Annotated in this window: 22 protein-coding genes and 1 pseudogene; 17 read left to right on the forward strand and 6 right to left on the reverse strand. The window is 66.7% G+C overall.

All coding sequences use genetic code 11. The annotated features are described in order from the left end of the window. Positions 1 to 2: 2 nt before the first annotated feature. The gene (eccCa, locus tag LKE06_RS11220; protein WP_227998558.1) at positions 3 to 4,061 is read left to right on the forward strand and encodes a type VII secretion protein EccCa; all 4,059 of its coding nucleotides are present in this window, start codon (positions 3 to 5) and stop codon (positions 4,059 to 4,061) included. Between the two features lie 206 nt (positions 4,062 to 4,267). On the opposite strand, the gene LKE06_RS11225 is transcribed toward eccCa, so the two are convergent. Beyond that, entirely contained in the window at positions 4,268 to 5,077 is an 810-nt protein-coding gene (locus tag LKE06_RS11225) for a GntR family transcriptional regulator (protein WP_227998559.1), read from the reverse strand. Between the two features lie 213 nt (positions 5,078 to 5,290). Between LKE06_RS11225 and LKE06_RS11230 the strand changes: the two genes are divergently transcribed. Further along, the gene (locus tag LKE06_RS11230) at positions 5,291 to 5,752 is read left to right on the forward strand and encodes a DUF4254 domain-containing protein (protein ID WP_227998560.1); all 462 of its coding nucleotides are present in this window, start codon (positions 5,291 to 5,293) and stop codon (positions 5,750 to 5,752) included. 202 nt (positions 5,753 to 5,954) lie between these two features. After that, positions 5,955 to 6,323 (forward strand): annotated as a pseudogene (locus LKE06_RS11235) (Tn3 family transposase); the annotation flags it as partial. On the opposite strand, the gene LKE06_RS11240 reads toward LKE06_RS11235, so the two are convergent. Genes LKE06_RS11240 through LKE06_RS11250 form a run of 3 tightly spaced genes read right to left on the reverse strand, consistent with a single transcriptional unit; the run spans position 6,274 to position 8,863 of the window. Then, positions 6,274 to 7,944, reverse strand: coding sequence for a pyruvate, phosphate dikinase (locus LKE06_RS11240; protein WP_227998561.1), 1,671 nt, complete (start codon positions 7,942 to 7,944; stop codon positions 6,274 to 6,276). The pseudogene LKE06_RS11235 and the gene LKE06_RS11240 sit on opposite strands and share 50 nt — an antisense overlap. Positions 7,945 to 7,946: 2 nt before the next feature. Further along, entirely contained in the window at positions 7,947 to 8,579 is a 633-nt protein-coding gene (locus LKE06_RS11245) for a hypothetical protein (protein WP_227998562.1), read from the reverse strand. A gap of 17 nt (positions 8,580 to 8,596) precedes the next feature. Then, positions 8,597 to 8,863: a hypothetical protein gene (locus LKE06_RS11250; protein ID WP_227998563.1), complete on the reverse strand. Its 267-nt coding sequence runs from the start codon at positions 8,861 to 8,863 to the stop codon at positions 8,597 to 8,599. Between the two features lie 110 nt (positions 8,864 to 8,973). Between LKE06_RS11250 and LKE06_RS11255 the strand changes: the two genes are divergently transcribed. Next, positions 8,974 to 10,179 (forward strand): FAD-dependent oxidoreductase, encoded by a 1,206-nt coding sequence (locus tag LKE06_RS11255; protein WP_227998564.1) that lies wholly within the window; start codon positions 8,974 to 8,976, stop codon positions 10,177 to 10,179. A gap of 151 nt (positions 10,180 to 10,330) precedes the next feature. Here the strand turns inward: LKE06_RS11255 and LKE06_RS33130 are convergent, their stop codons facing one another. Continuing rightward, entirely contained in the window at positions 10,331 to 13,735 is a 3,405-nt protein-coding gene (locus tag LKE06_RS33130) for a MinD/ParA family ATP-binding protein (protein WP_372477325.1), read from the reverse strand. A 274-nt stretch (positions 13,736 to 14,009) separates the two neighbouring features. Between LKE06_RS33130 and infA the strand changes: the two genes are divergently transcribed. From infA to LKE06_RS11320, 12 genes are all read left to right on the forward strand, one after another. Continuing rightward, entirely contained in the window at positions 14,010 to 14,231 is a 222-nt protein-coding gene (gene infA, locus LKE06_RS11265; protein WP_003418601.1) for a translation initiation factor IF-1, read from the forward strand. A 129-nt stretch (positions 14,232 to 14,360) separates the two neighbouring features. Beyond that, positions 14,361 to 14,474: a 50S ribosomal protein L36 gene (gene rpmJ / locus LKE06_RS11270; RefSeq protein WP_011207363.1), complete on the forward strand. Its 114-nt coding sequence runs from the start codon at positions 14,361 to 14,363 to the stop codon at positions 14,472 to 14,474. A gap of 221 nt (positions 14,475 to 14,695) precedes the next feature. Continuing rightward, complete coding sequence (gene rpsM / locus LKE06_RS11275) at positions 14,696 to 15,070, forward strand: 30S ribosomal protein S13 (RefSeq protein WP_227998565.1); 375 nt, start codon at positions 14,696 to 14,698, stop codon at positions 15,068 to 15,070. Positions 15,071 to 15,079: 9 nt separating this feature from the next. Then, complete coding sequence (rpsK, locus tag LKE06_RS11280) at positions 15,080 to 15,493, forward strand: 30S ribosomal protein S11 (RefSeq protein ID WP_040731638.1); 414 nt, start codon at positions 15,080 to 15,082, stop codon at positions 15,491 to 15,493. Positions 15,494 to 15,514: 21 nt separating this feature from the next. Then, positions 15,515 to 16,120, forward strand: coding sequence for a 30S ribosomal protein S4 (rpsD, locus tag LKE06_RS11285; RefSeq protein WP_227998566.1), 606 nt, complete (start codon positions 15,515 to 15,517; stop codon positions 16,118 to 16,120). A gap of 143 nt (positions 16,121 to 16,263) precedes the next feature. Then, positions 16,264 to 17,322, forward strand: coding sequence for a DNA-directed RNA polymerase subunit alpha (locus tag LKE06_RS11290; RefSeq protein ID WP_227998567.1), 1,059 nt, complete (start codon positions 16,264 to 16,266; stop codon positions 17,320 to 17,322). A 128-nt stretch (positions 17,323 to 17,450) separates the two neighbouring features. Next, entirely contained in the window at positions 17,451 to 17,963 is a 513-nt protein-coding gene (rplQ, locus tag LKE06_RS11295; protein ID WP_227998568.1) for a 50S ribosomal protein L17, read from the forward strand. A gap of 166 nt (positions 17,964 to 18,129) precedes the next feature. Further along, positions 18,130 to 19,005: a tRNA pseudouridine(38-40) synthase TruA gene (gene truA / locus LKE06_RS11300; RefSeq protein ID WP_227999406.1), complete on the forward strand. Its 876-nt coding sequence runs from the start codon at positions 18,130 to 18,132 to the stop codon at positions 19,003 to 19,005. A 50-nt stretch (positions 19,006 to 19,055) separates the two neighbouring features. Beyond that, positions 19,056 to 19,889 (forward strand): LLM class F420-dependent oxidoreductase, encoded by an 834-nt coding sequence (locus LKE06_RS11305; protein WP_227998569.1) that lies wholly within the window; start codon positions 19,056 to 19,058, stop codon positions 19,887 to 19,889. A gap of 117 nt (positions 19,890 to 20,006) precedes the next feature. Further along, positions 20,007 to 20,666, forward strand: coding sequence for a response regulator transcription factor (locus LKE06_RS11310; protein WP_227998570.1), 660 nt, complete (start codon positions 20,007 to 20,009; stop codon positions 20,664 to 20,666). A 25-nt stretch (positions 20,667 to 20,691) separates the two neighbouring features. Then, positions 20,692 to 22,110, forward strand: coding sequence for a sensor histidine kinase (locus LKE06_RS11315; RefSeq protein WP_227998571.1), 1,419 nt, complete (start codon positions 20,692 to 20,694; stop codon positions 22,108 to 22,110). Beyond that, the gene (locus LKE06_RS11320; protein WP_227998572.1) at positions 22,107 to 23,015 is read left to right on the forward strand and encodes a TAXI family TRAP transporter solute-binding subunit; all 909 of its coding nucleotides are present in this window, start codon (positions 22,107 to 22,109) and stop codon (positions 23,013 to 23,015) included. Before LKE06_RS11315 ends, LKE06_RS11320 begins: the two co-directional genes overlap by 4 nt. A gap of 7 nt (positions 23,016 to 23,022) precedes the next feature. Here the strand turns inward: LKE06_RS11320 and LKE06_RS11325 are convergent, their stop codons facing one another. Beyond that, complete coding sequence (locus LKE06_RS11325; RefSeq protein WP_308188344.1) at positions 23,023 to 23,370, reverse strand: metal-sensitive transcriptional regulator; 348 nt, start codon at positions 23,368 to 23,370, stop codon at positions 23,023 to 23,025. 134 nt (positions 23,371 to 23,504) lie between these two features. On the opposite strand from LKE06_RS11325, the gene LKE06_RS11330 reads away from it, so the two are divergent. After that, positions 23,505 to 24,314, forward strand: a complete 810-nt coding sequence (locus LKE06_RS11330; protein ID WP_227998573.1) for an S-methyl-5'-thioadenosine phosphorylase — start codon at positions 23,505 to 23,507, stop codon at positions 24,312 to 24,314. Positions 24,315 to 24,318: the final 4 nt, after the last annotated feature.

Genomic DNA, 24,318 nt, shown 5'->3' on the forward strand with positions numbered 1-24,318 from the left:
CCATGGTTACCGAAGGTTTCGTGCGCCGACCCCGCATTGCCCCGCCGCGCGCGCCCGGCGGTGAGGTCGCCCTGAACTCGCCGCCGGAGATCCAGCGGGCCATGCCTGGCCCACTGCTGATGAAACTGATGCCGGTCATCATGGTGGTCGCCGTCGTCGGCATGATCGCGATGATGGTGATGATGGGCCGCAACCTGCTCGCCAATCCGTTCATGATGATGTTCCCCGTGATGATGCTCATGTCGATGGGCGGCATGATGATGGGCATGCGGGGCCAAGGCCCCAAGGGCGCGGGCGAGCTCAACGAGGAACGCAAGGACTACTTCCGCTACCTGGACCAAATGCGCAGAGATGTCCGGCGCACCGGTGGCAAACAGCTGGAAGCCTTGGTCTGGAGTCACCCGGAGCCGATCGACCTGTCCTCGGTGGTCGGCACCCGGCGAATGTGGGAACGCCGCCCGGCCGACCCGGATTTCGGCCATGTGCGCGTCGGGGTGGGCAGCCATCGGCTCGCGACCAAGCTGGCCCGTCCGGAGACCGGACCGCTCGAAGACCTGGAGCCGGTCTCCACGGTGGCGTTGCGCCGGTTCGTGCGCACCCATTCGGTGGTGCACAAGCTGCCGACCGCCGTCTCGCTGCGCGCCTTCCCTGCCATCAATATCGGTGGCGTGCCGGAGGAGGCCAGGATGCTGGCCCGAGCGATGCTGATGGAACTCACCGCATTTCACGGTCCCGATCATCTCGCGGTCGCCATCGTCTGCGCCGATCCCGACGGCGCGGCCTGGGCGTGGGCCAAATGGATTCCACACCTGCAACATCCGACCGTGCGGGACGGAATCGGTTCCGCGCGAATGATGTACGGCTCGCTCGGGGAACTCGAGACGGCATTGTCCTCGGAACTGCTCGAACGCGGCCGGTTCATGCGCAACCCACAGCCGACTCAGGGCAGGCTGCACCTGGTGGTCATCATCGATGACGGCTATGTCAACGGCACCGAGCGGCTGATCAGTGAGTCCGGCCTGGACTCGGTCACCGTGCTGGACCTGACCGCGCCGGAGAATGGTCTTGCCGCCCGGCGCGGCCTGCAATTGGTCGTCGGCGGCGGCGAGGTGAGCGCCAAGAGTGCCAGTGGCACCGAGAAATTCGCCGTCGCCGACGCGGTGAGCGTCGCCGAGTCCGAGTCCTTCGCTCGCGATCTGGCCCGTTTCCGGATCGCCACGGCTGCCCAGATCGTCAGCCTGGGCGACGATACCCGCGCCGATCCCGGCCTGATGGCGCTGCTGAAGATCCCGGACGCCGCGCAGATCGACCCGGCCAAGGTGTGGCGGCCTCGTACCGCACGCGAACGGCTGCGGGTACCGATAGGCGTGACACCGGATGGCACACCCGTCGAGATCGACATCAAGGAATCCGCCGAGAACGGCATGGGCCCGCACGGATTGTGCATCGGCGCAACCGGTTCCGGTAAGTCGGAGTTCCTGCGCACCCTGGTGCTTTCGATGGTGACGACGCATTCGCCGGACGCGCTGAACCTGGTGCTTGTCGATTTCAAGGGTGGCGCGACCTTCCTCGGTCTCGACTCGCTACCGCATGTCGCCGCGGTCATCACCAACCTCGAGGAAGAACTCTCGATGGTCGACCGCATGAAGGACGCACTCGCCGGTGAGATGAACCGCCGCCAGGAATTGCTGCGTTCGGCCGGAAACTTCGCCAATGTCACCGATTACGAAAAGGCGCGCGCCGCGGGCGTGGCGCTCGATCCGCTGCCCGCGCTGTTCGTGATCGTCGACGAGTTCTCCGAATTGCTGTCGCAGAAGCCCGATTTCGCGGACCTGTTCGTGATGATCGGCCGACTCGGCCGCTCTCTGCACGTGCACCTGCTGCTTGCCTCGCAGCGACTGGAAGAGAACAAGCTGCGCGGCCTCGATTCGCACCTGTCCTACCGGATCGGCCTGCGCACCTTCTCCGCCAACGAATCCCGTGCGGTGCTCGGCATTACCGACGCCTACCACCTGCCGGGTATCCCCGGTTCCGGATATCTCAAGAGCGACGCCGACGATCCACTGCGGTTCAACGCGACCTACGTGTCGGGACCCTACGTATCACCGCGTGGTGCCAAGCAGGTCGACGGCCGGGCGATCGGTGGTCAGTCGCCGACGGTGTTCACCGCGGGGCCGGTCGAGGTGGCGGCCCGCCCCGAGCCCGAACCGGGCCAGACGCGGATGGGTTTGCCGGATCTGCCGCCGCCCCCGTCGGAAGTCGTTGAGGACGAAGGCATTCCGGAAACGCTGCTTCAGGTGGTCGTAAATCGTCTCAACGGACACGGCCGTCCGGCGCACGAGGTGTGGCTGCCTCCGTTGGATGAGTCGCCGACGGTGGATATGCTGCTGCCCGACCCGGATTGGCGTTCGCCGGTAAACCGGCACGGTCAGCTGTGGCTGCCGATCGGTGTCATCGACAAGCCCTACGAACAGCGCCGCGACGTGCTGACCGTCCAATTGGCAGGTGCCCAAGGCAATGTCGCGGTCGTTGGCGGCCCGCAGTCAGGCAAATCGACGACGCTGCGCACCATCATCATGGCCGCGGCCGCCACCCACACCCCCGAACAGGTGCAGTTCTACTGCCTGGACTTCGGTGGCGGCAGTATGGCGGGGCTTTCGGGGCTGCCGCACGTCGGTTCCGTGGCAGGCCGCCTCGACGGCGACCGGGTACGGCGCACCATCGCCGAGCTGACCAGCCTGCTGCGCCAGCGTGAGGAGCGCTTCAGCGAACTCGGCATCGAATCAATGGTGGAATTCCGTCGCCGCAAATACGCGCAGACCGAGGCCAGACTCATCAACGGGACGGCCGCGGCGCCCAACGACCCGCTCGCCTCCGATCAGTTCGGCGATGTCTTCCTGGTTGTCGACGGCTGGGCGGCATTGCGCGAAGAGTTCGATACGCTCGAACCGCTGATCGTCGCCATCGCGGCGCAGGGGCTTTCCTACGGCATCCACTTGATCCTCGGCGCATCGCGCTGGGCGGAGATCCGGCCGAACGTAAAGGATCAGATCGGCACCAGGCTGGAGCTGCGCCTCGGTGACCCGTCCGACTCCGAAATGGGCAGGCGCACCGCGGGTCTGGTGCCGGTCAGCAGGCCGGGCCGCGGCCTGACCCCCGACGAGTTGCACATGCTCATCGCGCTGCCACGCCTGGATTCCGATTCCGATCCGGCCACCGTGACCGATGGTGTCGTGCAGGCGAAGACACAGCTCGAGCAGCTCTACGGCGGCCGCCGCGCCCCCGAAGTGCGGATGCTGCCGCTCGAGATCAGCCGCGATCAGGTCCGCGAGATCGCCAAGGAGCACGAGGTCGAACTCGGCCCGACGAAGATCGTGGTCGGACTCGGCGAGAACGAATTGGACCCGCTGGTCCTGGATTTCGGTGCCGAACCGCATTTCATGGCGTTCGCCGACGTCGAATCCGGCAAGACCACACTGCTTCGCAATATCGTCATGGGCATCACCGAGAACGCGACGAGCGAGCAGGCGCGCATCATCATGATCGACTACCGCCGCACCATGCTCGGCGTTGTCGACGAAGACCAGCTGGCCGGCTACTCCACCTCATCGCAGACCTCCGGCCCGATGATCACCGAGCTGGCCCGCTACCTGTCGCGGCGCATCCCGGCCTCCGACATCACCCCGCAGCAACTGCGTGAGCGCAGTTGGTGGACCGGCCCCGAAATCTACATCGTGGTCGACGATTACGACATGATCGCGGGCGGCGGCATGAACAACCCGCTGCTGCCGTTGCTGGAATACCTGCCGCAGGCCCGCGATATCGGCATGCACCTGATCGTCACCCGCCGCACCGGTGGGGTGTCGCGGGCGCTGTATGACCATGTGCTCGGCGGTATGAAGAACCTGTCGGTCGACACGCTGATCATGAGTGGCCCGAAGGACGAGGGCAAGCTGATCGGCGATGTCCGCCCGACTAAACTGCCACCCGGTCGCGGCATCCTGGTCTCGCGCAGTCGCGGCCAGGAAATGGTCCAAATCGCCCATCTCCCACCGCTGTAGGCGAACCCGGCCTGCCACCTCGGCGATCCAGGTCTCGCCCGCGCCCAGCGCCCGCCCGACCGCCCTGGCGAAGATCTCGATGGGCAGCCCGCGCCCGGCCACCGTCTACTGATCGCAACCACGGGCGGTAAGCCACGAGGTGCGCTGAATACGCATGCGGCAGATCGCGCCGAGGTCGCCGAATGTCGCCGGGCGGATCGCGGCACTCAGGGCAACGAAACGCCCGGCCGATAAGGGATTCCGAGCGTATGCCGGATGACCGAGGTGCCCTCCTCGTCGCCGAGTTCGTAGGCGAGCCGGTTGCGGGTGGCGATCGAGCGGTGCCGGGTAGCCCTGGTGACCCGCTCGTGGTCAGCGCCGATGCGCAGGTGGTCGAGCAGGATGGTCCCGGTGGCGACACCGAGGACGATCGCTTCCTCCGTGCCGGCCGGTCGCGCGACCAAGGTGTCGCGATGCGCGGTCTCGGCGTGGCCGTGGTCGGCCAACCTGCGCGTAGTGCCCTCGGGGATATCGTGCGGCGAGTCGATGCCGATGGACTCGGCGAGGTCCCCCGGGTAAAAGCTCACCTCCCACGACCACGGCTCGTTATCAAGGTATTGGACGACCGTTCTGGCCAGCACCCAGGAGTTCGGCGGTACGCCGAGCCAGCAGGCGACCTCAGGGCTCGCCGGTTCCATTCGCGCGCTGAATTCCTTGGCGGGCGCCCGGTCGGCGGCGCGCGCGATCTCTTCGAAGATATCGTGCGCCGATTGTGGCCGGTCGGGGCGAATATGGTCGGTGACAACCGATTCCAGGGTTTCGTGGTTTCGAACGATGGTGCCGCGGGAAGTAGCTGTATAGACCAGATTTTCGGTCACAAGTACTTGAATAGCGTTGCGGGCGGTCGTGATCGAAACCTGCATTCGATCAGCCAGCTCGGTATGGCTGGGCAGTCTGTCACCCGGATTCCATTTGCCTGCGCGGATCTCCTCTCGGAGGAGGTCCGCGATCCGGTGATACCTAGGACCGTCCGCCATCTTGCTCCTCGGTTGGTCGGGTAGGTAACGAAGTGCATTCTTCGTGACTCCCTACGGCCCGGTAACGCTTGACAGGTGCCTTCAGAGGTTTATTGTAATGAACGTCCTGATCCGGTGTTGTGCGGCGACGAACGGCGAGGCAACGTGGCAGGTTCGGAGATTTCGACAGTCGTTATGGCTCTCCCCGGCACACCGCGGTGTGTCGATTCGGCAGTGCAGTCTTCAATCCCGGGACTACTGCCTTCCTCAGATGTACTTGTCCGGGCGTGTCGCGGTCACCGCGTTGTCGGCGGCCCGCTGCTCTGGTTCGCCCGCGATCTCGCGGTGTTACATGAGCGGCGGCTGGCCGGTCGCGGCGGCCCGGTCGCGATGGATCCGGCCGTGGTACTCGAAATCGATCGCCGCAGAACCGAATTGGTCATGGCGATCGACGACTGGGTGGCCCGCAGCGTGCCCCAGCATCGGCTCGGTGCCACCCTGCATACCGAGACCGTTGGCGCGGTCATCGACCGTCTCGCCGAATCGTCGGTGCGCGCTCACCACGCGCTGATGACCCTCGATGCGAACAATGACCAGTTGCACGGTGCCTGGCATCATCTCGCCGAGCTCGCCGACGCCTACGACGATCTGGTTCGTGACCTGGTCGCGGGACGAAGGCGTCTGCCGGAGTGGTGAATTCGCCACGCATGATCCCCACATCGTCATAAACCCCACCGCGCCGCGCACGACAGCACCGCAATATCCGGGTTCCGGTCGTCGCCCATCTCGGCCAGGACTCGGGCGCCAGCCCGGCCGGATGTCGATCCCGGTGGGCCCGGTTGGCCGATCAGTTGAAAGTCGGTGCGGCACAGATCCGTTCGTACGGCAAGCGGGCGCAGACGCACGCACCGGCTACCTGGACTGCTTCACCGACGCCACCGGAAAGCAAACCCGCACACCGGAACTCAAACGCAACCTGATCGCCGTGCTGCCTGGCGTACTCGACGAATCTGGGTTTGACCCGCATGACCGACGCGTGCGGGATCTCCTACGACATCCTCGCGTTGACGCCGGAATGGTATGTGCGGGAGGAGACGCTGCGGTCGGCGAACCTGGCGCTGATCCACAACACCAGAGACTTCCGCTCACCGCGGTATTCGGCGGTGGCAGCCTGTCCTCCTCGGACGGGCAGCGGTTCCCGACCCGCGGCAAGTCGCTCACCGCCCGGGCGATGAGCCGATACTTCGCCGAGGAAGGCCTGTCGACCGGCGAAAGAGAACCGCGTGTGCAGCGCTGAGGCGTTCGGCTTCGCTGCGTCTTGTGTAATTGCCGGATATCTGGTCGGCCCAGTCGAGCAGTCGGTGCACGTGGGGGCCGGTGGCGGCGGTCCCGATGGGTGGGCTTCCGACGGTGATCTCGCCGCCGGTTCCATCGATGGCGATGAGGGTGCCCTCGGGGATTGCGCGCCGACCGATTCGCATCGAGGTGGCGTCGACAGTCAGCTCAGCGACTCCCACGACAGCAGGTTTGCCCATCGCTCGCGCGACGACGGCGGCGTGGCAGGTGGGGCCGCCGTGGGCAGTGAGGACTCCGGCGGCTGCGGCCAGGCCGCGCATGTCCAGCGGAGAGGTGTCGGGCCGCACCAGTATGACCGGACCATGTACGGCCATGCGGACCGCCTTGTCGGAGGTGGTCGCTACGCGGCCGACCGCGACACCCGGGCAGGCGCCGTGGCCGCGGGCGAGGATGTCTGCCTCGCTGTCGAGGATCATTCGGGGTGTGCGGGTTTGTTGAAGGTGCTGTGCGGTGATTCGTAGCAGTGCCTCCTGGTGTTCGATCACGCCCTCGTCGGCGAGGTCGACGGCGACGCGTACGGCAGCGGCTGCGGCGACTTTGCCGCGGTGTACTTGCAGGATCCAGAACTCACCGGCTTCGAAAGTGAACTCGATGCAGCACGAGTCTCGGTAGTGTCCTTCGATGCGGTCCAGGGCCGCTACGAGGTGGGTCCATACGGTCGGCTCTCGGTCGGCCAGTTCGTGCAGCGGCAGCGTCGGCGATCTGCCGGACACGACGTCGTCGCCTTGGCTGCCGAACAGGATGTCGCCGAAGGGGACCCGTTCGCCGGTATTGGGGTTGCGGCTGAACGCGACGCCGGTCCCGCTGTGCTGGTCACGATGTCCGAAGACCATCGCCTGCACGGTCACGGCGGTCCCGAGGTCCTGCGGGATATCGTGGATCGCGCGGAACGTGCGTGCGCGCGGGGTGTCCCACGAGGAACACACGGCTGCGATCGCCAGCTCCAGCTGCCGGGACGGATCGTGCAGGACTTGCTGTCCGGCCTGTTGCGAGACGAGGGCCTCGACAACTCCGATCGCGTGATGGATGCCTGATTGCGCGCCACCGAGGTTCTGCTGGATCGCTTCGGCCACAACCGGTTCCGCGCTCGCTTCGCCGGTGTTGGTGATCGCGGACGCGAAGCTCGACAGGAATCGCAGCCGGGCGATGGACGCGAACTGCGGATTGCCTGTCTCGGTTACCAATCCGCGCGCGGTTGTGGCGGTGAGTCCGAGGTTGAGGACGGTGTTCATCATGCCGGGCATCGACACACCGGCCCCGGAGCGAACAGACACCGTCAGGGGCTTTTCGGAGTCGCCGAGGCTGCGATGCGTGGCAGTTTCGAGGTCACCGATAGCGGCTGTGAGTTCGGCGGCGAAGTCCTCGGGAAAGCGCCCGTCACGCAGGAAAGCGCGGCATACCTCGGTGCTGATGACGAAGCCGGCGGGCACGGGCAAGCCCAGGCGTCGCAGCACGATGAGCCCTTGCGCCTTGGCGCCCAGGACTTCCGCCGTCTCCTCGACCTCTGCTGAAAGTGGGTGAATGTATCGCATCTTCAGAATCTCGGGATGCCCAGAGTCGCGAGGAGATCTTCGTGAAGCTGAAACCACACCGTGTGGTACGACGAGGTGCTGGTCGCCACGTACTCCAACGCGCCGGACCGCGCTCGAATGAGCGCGTCGGCAAGACGGAGACCATACCGCCCGAACCTGGCAATCGCCGCGGACAGCTGTGCGCAGACGACCTGCGCGCGATGGTCGAAGTCGGTCAGCCGCTCGAGAATCCGGGCGTCGTAGCCGGGGTCGGTGTGGTCGTTCGTGGTCATGACACCATGGACGGACCGCATCTGCCATGCCGCGCACAGGTCGAGCAGTTCCGGGTTGAGCGCGAGAAATCTGTGGTAAGCATCGGTCACGGCGGTTCGAGCTGCTGCGTTCTTCAGTTCGTCGGTGATTCGTTCCGCATCCAGAGCGCGACCGGCGTCCGTGAGACCCCACCCTCCGAACTCCCCGGGCGTATGCGTGACATTTCCGCCCGCGGCGTGGGCGATCAGCTCGGATTCGACGACAGGCTCCGGCAGGCCCGTCGCTGCCGCCACTCGGGCGACGCTCGCGTGGCCGACGCAGCGAAGAGAATGCAGTACCTGCAAGTCGGCGTCGGCCGAGTTCCGCGAATCTGCCCAGGTCACGATCTCGTTCCTTCCAGTCATGAAGTTGCTGCCGCACGCCCCGCGACCCGAGCCGCGAATCGTTTCTGCGCGGCTTGCCTCGACACACCGAGGCGGGCACCGATTTCTGCCCAGGGCACGCCTGCTTGCCGTGCCTGGTCCACGAAATGGTCGAGCAGACGATCTGCCAGCTGCAACCAGTGTGCCGCAATGATCGCCGCTTCCGACAACTGATCCAGAGTGCTACCAGGATGTGCCAGCTCGACCGCGACGATCACGTCGCGTAGTGGCACCCGACGATCCATTCGTCAACTGTAGGTTGACGATCGCATTATCGTCAACTAATAGTTGACGATAGCGCGAGGGTGCAGTGCCTGGCTTTCGCTGACAACGGACCGATCCAGGAGTGGTAGTGATGGCAATCGACAACGCGGCGCCGGGTGCCGCTGGGACAGAGATGAAGCGGGTAATGGTCGTGGGCGCCGGTATCGCCGGCCTGGCCGCCGCGCTGCGGATGCATCAGCACGGCTGGGATGTCGTCGTGGTCGAGCGCGCGCAGGCCCGGCGCAGCAGCGGCTACCTGGTAAACCTGCACGGACCCGGATATGACGCCGCGGAGCGGCTCGGGCTGCTACCGACGCTGACTCCGCGCGATATCGGGTTCTTCACCTCGATCCTGGTTCACGCGGACGGCCGGGAAAAGTTCGCGATTCCGGCCGCCGTCGCACAAGCCGCTGTCGGGGATCGGGCACTGAGCCTCTTCCGCGGCGACCTGGAGTCGGCGCTGTACCACGCGGTGGCCGATCTCGCCGACATCCGTTTCGGCACCACCGTGCAGGCGGTCACCCAGAACGCCGGCGAAGTCGTCGTCACCCTCAGCGACGGCACCCGCATGCAGACCGAACTTCTCATCGGCGCCGACGGCGTGCACTCCCGAGTCCGTGAACTCGTATTCGGCCCCGAGACCGACTACCTGGTGGACCTGGGCCACATGGTGGGAGCATTCCCGCTCGAACGGATTCCCGAGCACATTCCGGAAGGCGTCGGCACGACATTCCTCGGGCCCCGGCGCACAGCCGCGGTGATGAACCTGGGGCCAGGTCGGTCCTCGGCGTTCTTCACCTACCGCTGCCCCGATCCGAACGCCGAATTGGCTCTCGGCCCCGCACCCGCGCTCACTCTGGCGTTCGGAGATCTCGGCCGAGGCGTCGCCGATGCCCTCCGCCAACTCGAGGCCGACCCTGCCCCCGCCTACTTCGACTCAGTCGGCCAAGTCGTCATGGACCGCTGGAGTTGCGGCCGAGTCGTTCTGCTCGGCGACGCGGCATGGTGCGTGACCGTATTCGCCGGCTACGGGGCGGCCCTCGCCCTCGACGGCGCCGACCGACTCGCCGCCGCCGTAGCAGCACACAGCGGCGACATTTCCACCGCACTCGACGCCTGGGAGGCGTCGTTGCGCCCCGAAGTCCGCAAACGACAGGCATTGGCCCGCAAAGGAATAAGTCGGTTTGCCCCGCCGTCACGCGCTCACGTCTGGGCCGGCGAACTCATGCTCCGCGCTATCCAGCTCCCCGGCATCCGTGGCCTGGTCCAACGCGCCATCCAACGCGCCAACAACTAGGCGGGGTGCCAACTGGCTTGGCAACCGTCATGCGTCCCGCCACACCACCACCAGCACCCGCCGACGCACTCGTCTGCCGCAAATCGCGCGGTTGATAGCACTGCCCGGTCAGTCCAAGGGCGCCAAGCTCTGCACCCGCCGGTGCCGCTCCTCAGTTGTGGTAGCGACGGTGGTCGATGCCGAACTCGTCGGCAACGGTCGCGGCGAGTTCCACATAGGCGCGCTTGGTGGTCTTGTGGAGGCGGTGCAGGTCGATCTCGGCGCCCTCGGATAGATGGTTGTCGAAGGGGATGATGTGCACCGCGCGGCAGCGCGACAGAAAGTATTCACGCAACTGCTGAATGCCGACGTTCGGTGATCCCTCACGTGGCAGATTGATGACCACTACCGCATTACGGACCAGATGATCATGGCCGTGCAGTGACAACCAGTCCAGAGTCGCCGCGGCACTACGGGCGCCATCGATCGCGGCCGAGGAGATCAGCACCAGCGAGTGCGCCAGATCGAGCACGCCGCCCATCGCCGAATGCATCAGGCCGGTACCGCAGTCGGTGAGGATGATGTTGTAGAACCGCTGCAGGATGCGCGCAACGGCCCGGTACTCGTCGTCGTTGAACGCCTCTGATGCGGCCGGATCACGCTCGCTGGCAAGAACTTCCAACCTGCTCGTGCCCTGCGAGGTATGCCTGCGCACATCCGAATACCGCTGGATGGCGTGATCGAGCAGCAGGTCCCGAACGGTCGAGCGGGTCTGCAGCGGCACCCGCTGCGAGAGCGTGCCGAAGTCGGGGTTGGCGTCCACCGCGATCACCCGGTCACCCCGGATGGATGCGAAGATCGAACCGAGACCCATTGTGGTGGTCGTCTTTCCGACGCCACCCTTCAGCGAGAGCACCGCGATTCGATAATCACCGCGCACCGGCTGCCTGATCCGCGCGACCAGTTCCTGTAGCCGCATCTCCTCCGCGGAAAGGCCGGGATTGATCGCACCGCCGGAGACATGGTGCACGGCCTTGCGCCACCCGCTACCCGGTGCCTTCTTCGCGCGCTTCAATGGAACGTTGTCGAGCGATGGTTGGATGGCGTGCTGGTTCGCCTGTCCCTGCTGGAATTGCGTCGCACCACCGTGCCCCTGCGGACCGGGCCAACCGCCCTGCTGCTGGTCGCCTGGCGCCTGCGGCATCGTCTGACCGCCGCCGGGCCCACGCTGGGGCTGCTGCCCGTATCCGGGTCCCTGCCACTGCTCGGCGCCCGGTGCTTGCGGCGCGGCCGGAGGTTGTTGTCCGAGTTCGGAATTGGGCCGCTCACCGTTGCCGGACGGGTATTGCCACTCGACTCCCGGCGTCCGCGAACCACCGGGCGCCTGTTGCCCATACCCGGCGCCCTGCCACTGACCGGGCGCGGCACCCTGGTCGCCGCCCGGCGCCTGGGTCGGCAGCTGCCCCGGGGCGGGAACTTGTGGCTGGTTGCTGGAGAGATAGGTCGGGTTGTCGCTGGGGGCCTGTGATCCGGCGTTGCCTGGCGCCTGCCACTGTCCAGGTGCGGCAGCGTGGTCGCCGCCCGGCGCTTGCGTCGGCAGCTGCCCGGGGGCAGGCGCCTGTTGCTGGTTGCCGGAGAGATAGGTCGGGTTGTCGCTCGGTGCCTGCGATCCGGCGTTGCCTGGCGGCTGCGCGGCCAGTGGCGTTCGTGGTTGTGCCGGGTCGCCGCCGAGTGATTGCTGCCCGTGGCCCGCCGTACTCTGCCATCCGTCGCCACCTGCCTGTTGTTGCGGGAGTTCAGGATTGGGCTGTTCGTGGTCGCCGGTCGAATATGGATGACCGCCGTAGCCGGCCTGCGGGCCAGTAGGGGGTTGCTGTCGGTAATCGGATCGCTGATCGCTTCCAGCCGGGTACTGCTGATCACCGCCGGGGGAGTGGGGGGCGTTCGCCGGTTGCTGGGCGTGGCCGGTCGGGCTCTGCCGCTGGTCGCCGCCGGTAGCCTGCGAGGCTGGGAGTCGTTGTCCGCCTTGGCCATGCCAGTTGTCGCTCGCCGGTGCCCGAATGGGCATCGGGGGTTGTGCGTAGCCGTTCGGTGCCTGCGGTCCCGTGGCGGGCTGCGCGAACGCCGAAGGGTTCTGCCGCTCACTCGGTCCGGGCTGGTCGTTAGGCGGTTGCTGGCCGGACGTCGGGGGCGGAGGTTGGTGGTCCTCACGTGTCGCGGCGATTTCCGCTGCGGCAATGTCCGACAGCAGACGGTGGCTGCCCGCGCCGGGGTCATCCGCGCTGCCCGGCTGTGTTGTCCGCGTGGACGTTTCGTCGCGATCGGCCGGCCGACCGGATTCTGATGCGTCCGGCCGTGGTCCGGAGGGCGGCGTCGCACTGCCGTTTGATTGCGGGGACCGGCCCGCGCCGCGCGAACCGTGTCCGGCGGCCTCGGGCGCCGGACGTTCGGGATTCGTCGGACCATCGGTGAATTCGCTGGGGCGCGGCGGGAGTTCGGGGCGGTCCGACCTGGGCGCGCCGGGTTCATCGGCGGCCCGCTGACGATCCTCGGCGGCGGGTCCGCTGAGCCATGGCGGCGGCGCGTCCTCGCCCCGTTGCGTCGATTGTGGTGGCTGCGGGGCGAATTCGCCGCCGGGGTGCTGCCCCTCCGCCGGATGTGCCGATCCGTCCGCAGTGCTCGGCGGCGCAGCGAGGGGTGCGGGCCGGTGTGGCTCGGCCTCGGATGCCGTTCGGCCGGAATCGGATCCGGGCCCCGCCAACCATGGGGGCGGCCCGTCGAGATCCGGTACCGGCGGCGTTACCGGAGGGTGGGCCCCGCCCGGCTGATCGGTGGTCGACTGTTCGGCGGCAGGACGCGACGGGGCGAGCGGTGTGTACCCATGTGCCGCAGCATGATCCGGAGTCTGGGTCTGCGGTGGCAGATCATTCTGCGTTTCGGGCGACCGGGCGCCCAACGGCTGGAATCCCGACGACGGCTGGCGCGGATTGCGGGTGGGCAACGGCGCGGCCTGCCACGAGCTGTCCTGGTGTGGCGGCACCTGACCGGCCGCGTCCGGCCACTGCTGCGGCGACCGGGAATCGTGCCCGGCGCCGGGCTGTGGTGAACCGTGCCCGCCCGGATCATGCTGCGGCTGGGAGCCGGGGCCGCGGTAAGCCTCCGGTCCGCTATCGGACTCGGGTGCCCGCGGTTGCGGCGCGGGCCCGCCGTGAGACTCGGGCCCTTGATAGTTGCCGGGTTCGCGATGGGCCGCGGGCCCCGGTTGCGATTCGGGTCCACCCGACCACGACAAATCCGGGCGCGGTCCCTGACCCTGGGAGACGGGCTGCTGTTCCTCGGCCGCTTCGTCCTTATCTCTGCGCCAGCCCTTGCGGCGCTTGTCTCGGCGCGACGGATTCGAGTCGGGGCGCTCGCCCTCGGAGGAGCGGGACTTGAAGCGGCCGCGGCGTGCGGGCGCCTCATCAATAAGGTCTTCTTGCGGCAGGTTCTGTACCGGGGCTTCGTAGCCGGCCTGCGTGACGTCGCTCTCCGACAGCCATGGTGGCAGCATGGGGAGGCCGTCGTTGTTACGGCTCACGGCACCTGTCCCCCTTGGATCTGCTGGAGCATTCCTGGACGGCGGCCAGTTTACGCGACGACCACTCGCCGCCGCGGGGCAGGGAGTGGCCCGTAAATACCACTTCACGAGGGGGGCATTTTTGCCGGATCCAGCACCTCCCGGTAAGCTTGAGCGACGGTGCACCTACGCGCCGACTGTTTGCATGCCGCCTGTCGGTTCGGCTGACGGGTACATACAAGCAGACACGAAGCAATCAAACCAGGTTTGAGCGTAAACCAGGATCGCGGAGGACATGGCGAAGAAAGACGGGGCCATCGAGGTCGAGGGTCGAGTAGTCGAGCCGCTGCCCAATGCGATGTTCCGGATCGAGCTCGAGAACGGTCACAAGGTTCTCGCGCACATCAGCGGGAAGATGCGGCAGCATTACATTCGTATCCTCCCCGAAGACCGTGTGGTCGTCGAGCTTTCGCCCTACGACCTGTCGCGCGGCCGCATCGTTTACCGCTACAAGTGATCGCGCCCGCCCTCTCATGGGTGCGGCGCGAACGCCGAGCCGCGAGGCTCACTACAGAGACTTCCCCAGCCGTCGGCTGGGGAAAAACTGTGTTCACACTCGTGTGAACCACAACAAGATTGGACGGACGTGAAGGTTCAGCCGAGCGTCAAGAAGATCTGCGAGAAGTGCAAGGTGATCCGCCGTCACGGTCGGGTCATGGTGATCTGCGACAACCTGCGCCACAAGCAGCGTCAGGGCTGATCGGACTCTCCGGAGTTGATCTCCAGGAGTCGATCACCAGCCGGGCACCGATCACTGATCGGCTTGGCCAATAAAAGAAGACCTCCCAGCTCCAGCCGCACACAGCGGTTTCCGGGTCCGCCCGGATGTGTGCGCGCCAACCACCGGTACGGAGGCCGGTGCCCCACAAGACGAGGGGACGGACGGGGAGCAGACCTCCGCAACAGTAAGGAACCTGCCACATGGCACGTCTCATGGGCGTCGATCTCCCGCGCGAAAAGCGCATGGAGATCGCGCTGACCTACATTTTCGGCATCGGCCGTACCCGCTCCAAGGAGATCCTCGCGGCCACCGGCGTCAGCCCGGACCTGCGCAGCAAGGACCTCAGCGACGACCAGGTGACGCAGCTGCGTGACTACATCGAGAGCTCGCCCGAGCTCAAGGTCGAAGGTGACCTGCGCCGTGAGGTGCAGGCCGATATCCGTCGCAAGATCGAGATCGGCTGCTACCAGGGTCTGCGCCACCGTCGTGGCCTGCCCGTGCATGGTCAGCGCACCAAGACCAACGCTCGTACCCGCAAGGGGCCGAAGCGCACCGTCGCCGGCAAGAAGAAGTAGGGATAACCGATGCCTCCGAAGTCACGGGCCTCCGGCCCGAAGAAGACCCAGAAGTCGCGTCGCCGGGAAAAGAAGAACGTCCCGCACGGCCACGCGCACATCAAGAGCACGTTCAACAACACCATCGTGTCGATCACCGACCCGGCCGGCAACGTCATCTCGTGGGCGTCCTCGGGCCACGTCGGCTTCAAGGGTTCGCGCAAGTCGACCCCGTTCGCCGCGCAGCTCGCCGCCGAGAACGCCGCCCGCAAGGCGCAGGAGAACGGCGTCAAGAAGGTCGACGTTTTCGTGAAGGGCCCGGGTTCGGGTCGCGAGACCGCGATCCGTTCGCTGCAGGCCGCAGGCCTCGAGGTCGGCACGATTTCCGATGTCACCCCGCAGCCGCACAACGGCTGCCGTCCGCCCAAGCGGCGTCGCGTCTAGCGGGAAAGGATTAGATAACAAATGGCTCGTTATACAGGCCCCATCACCCGCAAGTCGCGTCGTCTGCGTGTCGACCTCGTCGGAGGCGACCAGGCGTTCGAGCGTCGTCCCTACCCGCCCGGCCAGCACGGCCGCGCGCGGATCAAGGAGAGCGAGTACCTGCTCCAGCTGCAGGAGAAGCAGAAGGCTCGCTTCGCCTACGGCGTCATGGAGAAGCAGTTCAGCAGGTACTACAAGGAGGCCAATCGCCTCAAGGGCAAGACCGGTGACAACCTGCTGCGTCTGCTCGAGTGCCGTCTGGACAACGTCGTGTACCGCGCGGGTCTCGCGCGTACCCGTCGTCAGGCTCGCCAGCTGGTCAGCCACGGCCACTTCCTGGTGAACAACAAGAGTGTGAACGTTCCCAGCTTCCAGGTGACTCAGTACGACATCATCGATGTCAAGCAGAAGTCGCTGGGCACGCTGCCGTTCCAGGTCGCTCGCGAGACCGTCGGCGACCGTCCCGTTCCCGGTTGGCTCCAGGTGATCCCGGGCCGCCTGCGCATCCTGGTTCACCAGGTGCCCGAGCGCGCCCAGATCGATGTGCCGCTGCAGGAACAGCTGATCGTCGAGTACTACTCGAAGTAAGGCTTTAACGCCGCTGGTGGGTGATCGCCGTAGTGACTGCTTGCAGGTCGCTCGAAAAGGCCAGTCCGTAATGCGGGGCGATCACCCACAACCCCTAAAACGAGGCGTCAAATAGCGGGCGCCCAAACAGGAGGATGATCCATATGCTGATTTCACAGCGTCCGACACTCACCGAAGAGGTCGTCGCCGAGAACCGCTCGAAGTTCACCATCGAACCACTCGAGCCAGGTTTCGGTTACACCCTTGGCAATTCGCTGCGTCGTACCCTGCTGTCCTCGATTCCGGGGGCCGCGGTCACGAGCATCCGCATCGACGGCGTTCTGCACGAGTTCACCACCGTGCCCGGCGTGAAGGAAGATGTCACCGACATCATCCTGAACCTGAAGGGTCTGGTCGTGTCCTCGGAGGAGGACGAGCCGGTCACGATGTACGTGCGCAAGCAGGGTCCCGGCACCGTCACCGCCGGTGACATCGTGCCGCCCGCCGGTGTTGTCGTGCACAACCCGGACATGCACATCGCCACCCTGAACGACAAGGGCAAGCTGGAGATCGAGCTCGTTGTCGAGCGCGGTCGCGGTTACGTTCCCGCCGTTCAGAACAAGGCGTCCGGCGCGGAAATCGGCCGGATCCCGGTGGATTCGATCTACTCGCCGGTGCTGAAGGTGACCTACAAGGTCGAGGCAACCCGTGTCGAGCAGCGCACCGACTTCGACCGTCTGATCCTGGACGTGGAGACCAAGAACTCCATCAGCGCACGGGACGCGCTCGCTTCGGCGGGCAAGACCCTGGTCGAGCTCTTCGGCCTGGCCCGTGAGCTGAACGTCGAGGCCGAGGGCATCGAGATCGGCCCTTCGCCGGCCGAGGCGGATCACATCGCCTCCTTCGGTCTGCCGATCGAGGATCTGGACCTCACCGTCCGGTCCTACAACTGCCTCAAGCGCGAGGGTGTGCACACGGTCGGCGAGCTGGTCGGTCGCACCGAGTCGGATCTGCTGGACATCCGCAACTTCGGCCAGAAGTCCATCGACGAGGTCAAGGTCAAGCTGCACACGCTGGGCCTCTCGCTCAAGGACAGCCCGGCGTCGTTCGACCCGTCCAGCGTGGTGGGTTACGACGCGAGCACCGGAACGTGGAGCGACAGCGGCACTTTCGGTGACACCGACGGTGGCGAGCAGGACTACGCCGAGACCGAACAGCTCTAGGCCGGATGCGGGGTAGGCACCCCGGCCCGGCCTCGCACCCGTGGCGTGAGCGACGTGCCCGGAGGCGGTAGCGGAGCGTAACCACGCAGGGCGCCGGGAGCGCCGCAATAAGACACAGGAGAACAACAATGCCCAAGCCCAAGAAGGGTGCCCGCTTCGGCGGGTCGGCGTCGCACCAGAAGGCGATCTTCGCCAATCTGGCGACGGCGCTCTTCGAGCACGGTCGTATTTCGACCACCGAGGCCAAGGCCAAGGCGCTGCGCCCCTACGCGGAGAAGCTGGTCACCAAGGCGAAGGCCGGCACCCTTGCCGACCGTCGTGAGGTGCTCAAGGTGATCCGTAACAAGGACGTCGTGCATGAGCTCTTTGCCACGATCGGCCCCTCGTTCGAGGGTCGCGAGGGTGGCTACACCCGCATCACCAAGACGCTGCCCCGCAAGGGTGACAATGCGCCGATGGCGATCATTGAGCTGGTCCGGGAGAAGACCGTGACCAACGAGGCCGATCGCGCGCGCCGTGTCGCCGCTTCGCAGAAGGTCGAGGCGCCGGTCGCCGAGACCGTCGTCGAGGACGAGGCAGTCGCCGAGACCGTCGACGCCCCGGCAGCCGACGAGGCCGCTGAGGACAAGAAGGACGCCTGAGCTTCGCGTTGGAGTTCTGAATGAGCCCGCCGCCCCCCGTGGGTCGGCGGGTTCATTCGTTTCCGACCGAGATCGCTTCAATGGCAGCGGGTTTCGCCCGCATATCTGGCAGGAGAGCACTGTGACGGTGGAGCATTCGGCAGCTGAGGTCGCGCAGCCACAGCCCATCGAGTCAGCGACCGATGCGGTATCGGCGCCGACCCCCGCCGCGGCGCCGGAATCGGTGCGGGTTCGCCTCGATATCAGTTACGACGGTACGGATTTCACCGGTTGGGCGCGACAGCCCGGCCTGCGCACCGTGCAGGGCGTGCTAGAGGAAGCGCTGAGCAAGGTGTATCGCGAGCCGATTCAACTGACCGTCGCCGGCCGCACCGACGCGGGTGTGCACGCCGAAGGGCAGGTCGCGCATTTCGATACGACCGCCGAATTCGACTCGGGCAAGCTCGTGCATCGGATGGCGCGCTTTCTGCCAAAGGATGTGCGTATTAAGGACGCTCGCGTCGCACCGCCCGAATTCGACGCTCGTTTCTCGGCGATTCGTCGCCACTATGTCTACCGGCTCACGACCGCCCGCTACGGTGCCGAGCCGTTGCAGGCTCGCGGCGTGGTCGCCTGCCGCTGCGATGTCGATGTCGACGCCATGCGGGAGGCGTCACGAAAACTGCTCGGCCTGCATAACTTTGCCGCGTTCTGCCGTCGCCGCGATGGCGCTACGACGGTGCGCGAACTGCAGCGCTTCGACTGGGATCGCAACGGCGACGCGTTGATCGCGTATGTCAGCGCGGACGCTTTCTGCTGGTCGATGGTGCGCAGTCTGGTCGGCGCCGTGCTCGCGGTGGGGGAGGGTCGCCGCACCCCCGAATGGGTTGCCGGTCTGTTGAACGAAACCGAACGATCCAGTTCTGTCACGGTCGCTCCCGCGCATGGGCTGAGCCTGATCGCCGTGGACTATCCCGCCGACGCCGACCTCGCGGCCCGCAATTCCCAGACCCGTGAAATGCGAACCGTCCCAGCGGCGGGCGAGGGCTGCTGCGGCGGCTGAGCCGATTCACCGGGGAAATATTCTTCGCACCACACCGGTTCGTTCCAAGCATGGCAATCGAGCAGCTCGGACGGTTCGGAGTATGGCGCGGTTATACCGGGTTCACGCCGCAGCAGGCGCGGGAGTTGGAGGAGCTCGGCTACGGCACGTTGTGGCTGGGCGGATCGCCACCCGCCGAGCTGCCGGAGGTAGAGCCGCTGCTGGCGGCGACCGAGTCGCTCACCGTGGCCACCAGCATCGTCAATATCTGGTCGGCACCCGCGAAGCAGGTGGCGGAGTCGTTCCATCGGATCGAGGCGCGCTTTCCCGGCCGCTTCCTGCTCGGTATCGGCGCGGGTCATCCCGAACACGTCGGCGGCTATCGCAAGCCTTATGACGCCTTGGTCGAATACCTCGACGAGCTGGACCAGGCGGGGGTTCCGAAGGACCGGCGCGCGCTCGCCGCGCTCGGCCCACGGGTACTGAAGCTGTCCGCGGATCGCACCGCGGGGGCGTTGCCGTATCTGGTCACGCCCGCGCATACCGAGCGCGCGCGCCAGGTGCTCGGTCCGGACGCGATACTCGCGGTCGAGCACAAAGTGGTGCTGGACGCTGACCCGGTGCGGGCACGGGCGACGGCCCGTCCGCGCGTGGAGATGTATCTCGGTCTGCGGAACTATGTCGCGAATCTGCGCCGGCTCGGCTTCAGCGACGAAGACCTCGCCAAGCCGGGCAGCGACCGGCTGATCGACGCACTGGCGGCACACGGCACCGCCGATTCGGTTGCCGATCAGTTAGCGGCGCATCTGCGCGCCGGCGCCGATCACGTCGTCGTGCAGATACTGGACGACGACGCACCGGCCGTGCTGCGCGCACTCGCACCGAAGCTGGCCGCCCTGGCCTGAATCGGGCAATCCACACGTTCGTGTGGCCGGGAACATCGATGCGCACCGATTGTCGCCGTCGGGTAACCCGAAGCCCAGAGCAGCCCGCCGATTCTGCGCTTATGGGAGGATCGGCGCGTGCGGTTGGCGGTAGTCGAGGATGACGACGGCGTAGGTGACGCGCTGGTAGAGGCACTCAACGCGCGCGGCTTCCAGGCCGAACGTAAGCGCCGAGGCGCCGATCTGCTGGTCGCGCATCGTGGGTATGACGCGGTGATTCTCGACCTCGGCCTGCCCGATGCCGACGGGCTGCAGGTGCTTCGGCAATTGCGCGAGGTGAGTTCGGTCCCGGTATTGATCCTCACCGCGCGCAGTGACGAACGCTCGATCGTGCGCGGGCTGCGCGGCGGCGCCGACGACTACCTGGTGAAGCCGCCACGCATCGCGGAACTGATGGCCCGACTCGAGAACGTCATGCGCCGCGCGGCTGCGGCGGCCCAACCAGCACGCAAGGAAGTGGTCACCGGTGACGTGCGGGTGGATTTGGCGGCGCATGTCGTCGAAGTCGCCGGTCGGCCGATTGCCTTGACTCAGAAGGAGTTCGAGCTGGTCGAGGCGCTGGTGGAACGCCCGGGGGCGGCGGTGAGCCGCCAGCAACTGATGGACCGGATCTGGGGCGATGCGTTCGTCGCGGTATCCCGCTCGCTGGACGTGCATATGACCGGATTGCGCGCCAAGCTGGATCGGCCGGGTTTGATCACCACCATCCGCGGCTACGGATATCGGTGGGGGCAGTGAACCCGGCCCGAGGAACGGAGCTGCGATGCGGCGGCGGCTGCTGATCGCGCTGACCGTGTTCGCGGCGATCGCGGTATTCGCCTTCGCCGGTCCGTTGGCATTGACCTTTGCCACCAGCCGCACCCAGGAGTTGATGATTGGGCGCTCCGGTGACGCCGACCGCTTCGCGGCGCTCGCCGATGCGGCCGTGGCAGACGCGGACAGCCGGGCGCTGGCCGACGAGGTCGAGCGATACCACGACCTCTACGCGGAGAATGTGATGATCGTCGATGCCCGTGGCGCGACGACGGTCAACGCCGGGGTCGACACGATCGACCCAACCATTGTCGCCACGGTGGCCGCCGCACGCCGCAATCAGCGCCCGCATCCCGCCGATCGCCTCACTCCGTGGAGCGCGCCGACGGTTCTGGTCGCACGCCCGGTCGGAACCGGGGTGCAGGTCAACGGCGCCGTGGTGATCGAAGCGTCCACCGCGCGAGCCCGCACCGATATCGCCAGGGCATGGGCGGTGATCGTGGCGGGCGCGGTCGGCGCCATGGTGGTGTTCACTCTCTTGGCGCTGACGTTGAGCCGCTGGGTGTTGCGTCCATTGGCCGCGCTGTCGAACGCGGTCGCCGATGTGACCGCGACACTGCCGAAACCGCGCGCCGCGGCCACGCCGGCGTCGATCGCGCGTCACCATGGCGGGCCACCCGAAATGCGGGCGGTCGCGGAATCGTTCGACGCGATGGCGCTCGCGGTCGTCGATTCGGCCGATGCGCAACGTCAGCTCGTCGCCGACACCGCGCACGCCATGCGTAATCCATTGGCGGCATTGATGATTCGTATCGATTCGCTGGAGCCCGCGATTCCGGAGAGCGCGGCGGTGATCTTCCGACGCGCGGGTGCCGAGGTCGAGCGCCTGACCGCGCTGCTGGATGGTCTGCTCAGCCTGGCGGTCGCCGAGACTCCGGTCGCCTTCGAGGCCGCGCACACTCCGGCGGAGACCGAAAACCATTGCGACGCGGTGCCGGTGATTGCCGATCGGATCGACGCCTGGCACAGCGCCTTCGATGACGCGGGCGTGGAGCTGAGCGCAACCTCCGGCATCGCCCATGCCGACACCGCGGTTTCCGCTGACGTGCTCGCGCAAATACTTGATGTGCCTCTGAGCAATTCGTGCCGCTATGCCGGCCGGGGCGCCCGTACCGGAGTCACCGTCGCCATCGAACCGGGGTGGGTGACGGTCACCGTTCGCGACAACGGCGTCGGCGTCGGCTCGGAGGAGGTCGGCAAGCTCACCACCCGCTTCTATCGTGGTGCGGCGGCCCGGGCGGGCGGTTCCGGTCTCGGGCTGCCGATTGCCGCCGCCCTGGCACAGGCCCGCGGCGGCACCCTGATCGTCGAGTCGGTTGCCCCGACCGGCCTCGCGATTCATATCCGGTTGCCGGCGGTGCGACGATGATCGATCGGCGGAGGTTCTTGGCGCTCACAACTTTCGGTGCGGCTGCGGCGGCTTCGGGATGTTCCTCCGACGGCGGGCCCGTGGTCCGGCTGGCCTCTGGGGAGGTCGGCGGCTTCTACCACGCGTTCGCGCAGCTGCTCACCGCCGTCGCCGTGGAGTCGGGCGGGGTACGGATCGAACCCGTGGCCACCTCGGGGTCGCAGGAGAATCTGGAGCGGTTGGCCGACGGCGAGGTGGACGCCGCGCTGGCACTATCGGATTCGGTGACCGAGCGTCACCGGGTGCTCGCGCTCGGCCGGGTCTACGAGAACTACCTGCAGTTGGCGGTGCGCGCGGACGGCCCTATCCATCGGGTCGCGGACCTGCGCGGTACCCGGGTGAACCTCGGCGCCGCCGGCTCGGGCGCCGCGGTGACCGGCGAGCGGTTGCTGTGGGCCGCGGGCATCGATCCCACGGCCGACGTGGTTCTCGGGCACCGTCCGCTATTGGATGCGGTAGCCGCGGTGGTCGCCGACGACGTCGACGCGCTGCTGTGGGCCGGTGGCGTCCCCACCGGGGTGCTGGATGTGCCGCGACGAATGCGCCTGGTCGATCTCGGCGAACTGGCCGCGCCGATGCGCGACCGATTCGGCTACCTCTACGAAAGGGTCGAAATTCCGGCGGACGCCTATCCTGGCGGCCCGGCGGTGCACACGATCGGCGTCGCGAATCTCCTGCTCGCCGCGCCATCGCTGTCCGAAGCGGCTGCCGAAGCGATCGTCGATCTGCTGGTGACGCGCGCGGATGCGCTGGTGCCAGCCGAGGCGGCGGGAACACAATTCTTGGATACCCGGTCTCTGATCGGAACCGGGTTCGTGCCGCTACATCCCGGCGCGGCGGCGGTCTATCGGCGCAGCCACGGTTAGCGTCCGGTCAGGAACGGACCAGTCTGGCGATGGCGTCGGTGGCCTCTTTGATCTTGGCCTCGGCCTCGGGGCCGCCCGCGACCGCCGCGTCCACCACGCAGTGGCTGATGTGGTCCTCCAACAGGCCCATCGCGACCGCCTGCAGCGCCTTCGTCATCGCGGAGACCTGGGTGAGAATATCGATGCAGTACTTCTCGTCCTCGACCATCCGCTGTAGTCCGCGCGCCTGGCCTTCGATCCGGCGCAGCCGCTTGAGGTAATCGTCCTTGGCGGTGATGTAGCCGTGTCCGGCGTGGTCGTGTCCGGCGTTGGTTGTGGCCGCCGCGGTGTCGTCGTGCGACGTGGTGGATGCCACCGGCTGTCTCCTCGCTGCTCGCCGGATTTCCGGCCTGACCGATTAATACCCCCCTAGGGTACAACGGATCGGGTGGATTGTCAGGTTGGCACCCGTCTGGCCGCCGCCAGGGATGAGGCGGGAGAATCATCGGCATGAGTTCGCACGCACGGCCCGCGCTCGCCGTCATCGGCGGCAGTGGCTTCTACGACTTCTTCGACAACGAGGCGACCACCGTCGAGGTCGACACACCATACGGCAAGCCGAGCGCTCCGATCGCGATCGGCGAGGTAGACGGGCGGCCGTTGGCGTTCCTGCCGCGACACGGTAAGCAACACGAATTCGCCCCCCATACGCTGCCTTACCAGGCCAATATGTGGGCACTGCGTTCACTGGGCGTGCGACGGGTTTTCGCGCCGTGCGCGGTAGGCAGCCTGCGCGCTGACTGGGGGCCCGGCACCGTAGCGGTGCCGGATCAGCTCGTCGACCGCACCTCCGGCCGTCCCCAGACCTACTTCGACGGTGGTGGCGTGCACGTCTCCTTCGCCGACCCCTACTGCGACGAATTGCGCCGCGCCGCAATAAAGTCCGCGACCGACGCGCTGCCGATGAAGTCCACGGGAACCATGGTCGTGGTGCAGGGGCCGCGTTTCTCCACCAGGGCGGAGAGTCATTGGTTCGCAGCACAAGGCTGGGAGCTGGTGAATATGACCGGACATCCCGAGGCTGTGCTGGCCAGGGAATTGGAAATGTGCTACGCCGCAGTCGCTTTGGTGACCGATCTAGATGCCGGATTGGAGGAGGGCAGCGGCGTGCACGCGACCGATATCTTCGCCGAATTCAAGAAGAACCTCGAACCGTTCAAGCAGCTGATCCGCCGCGCGGTGTCGGCGGTCGACGGGACCGGAAACTGTGATCGGTGCCGGGTGCACGCGGGCGTGTCATTGCCCTTCGAATTGCCCTGATCCC

The organism is Nocardia australiensis, assembly GCF_020733705.1.
Taxonomy (GTDB): Bacteria; Actinomycetota; Actinomycetes; order Mycobacteriales; family Mycobacteriaceae; genus Nocardia; species Nocardia australiensis.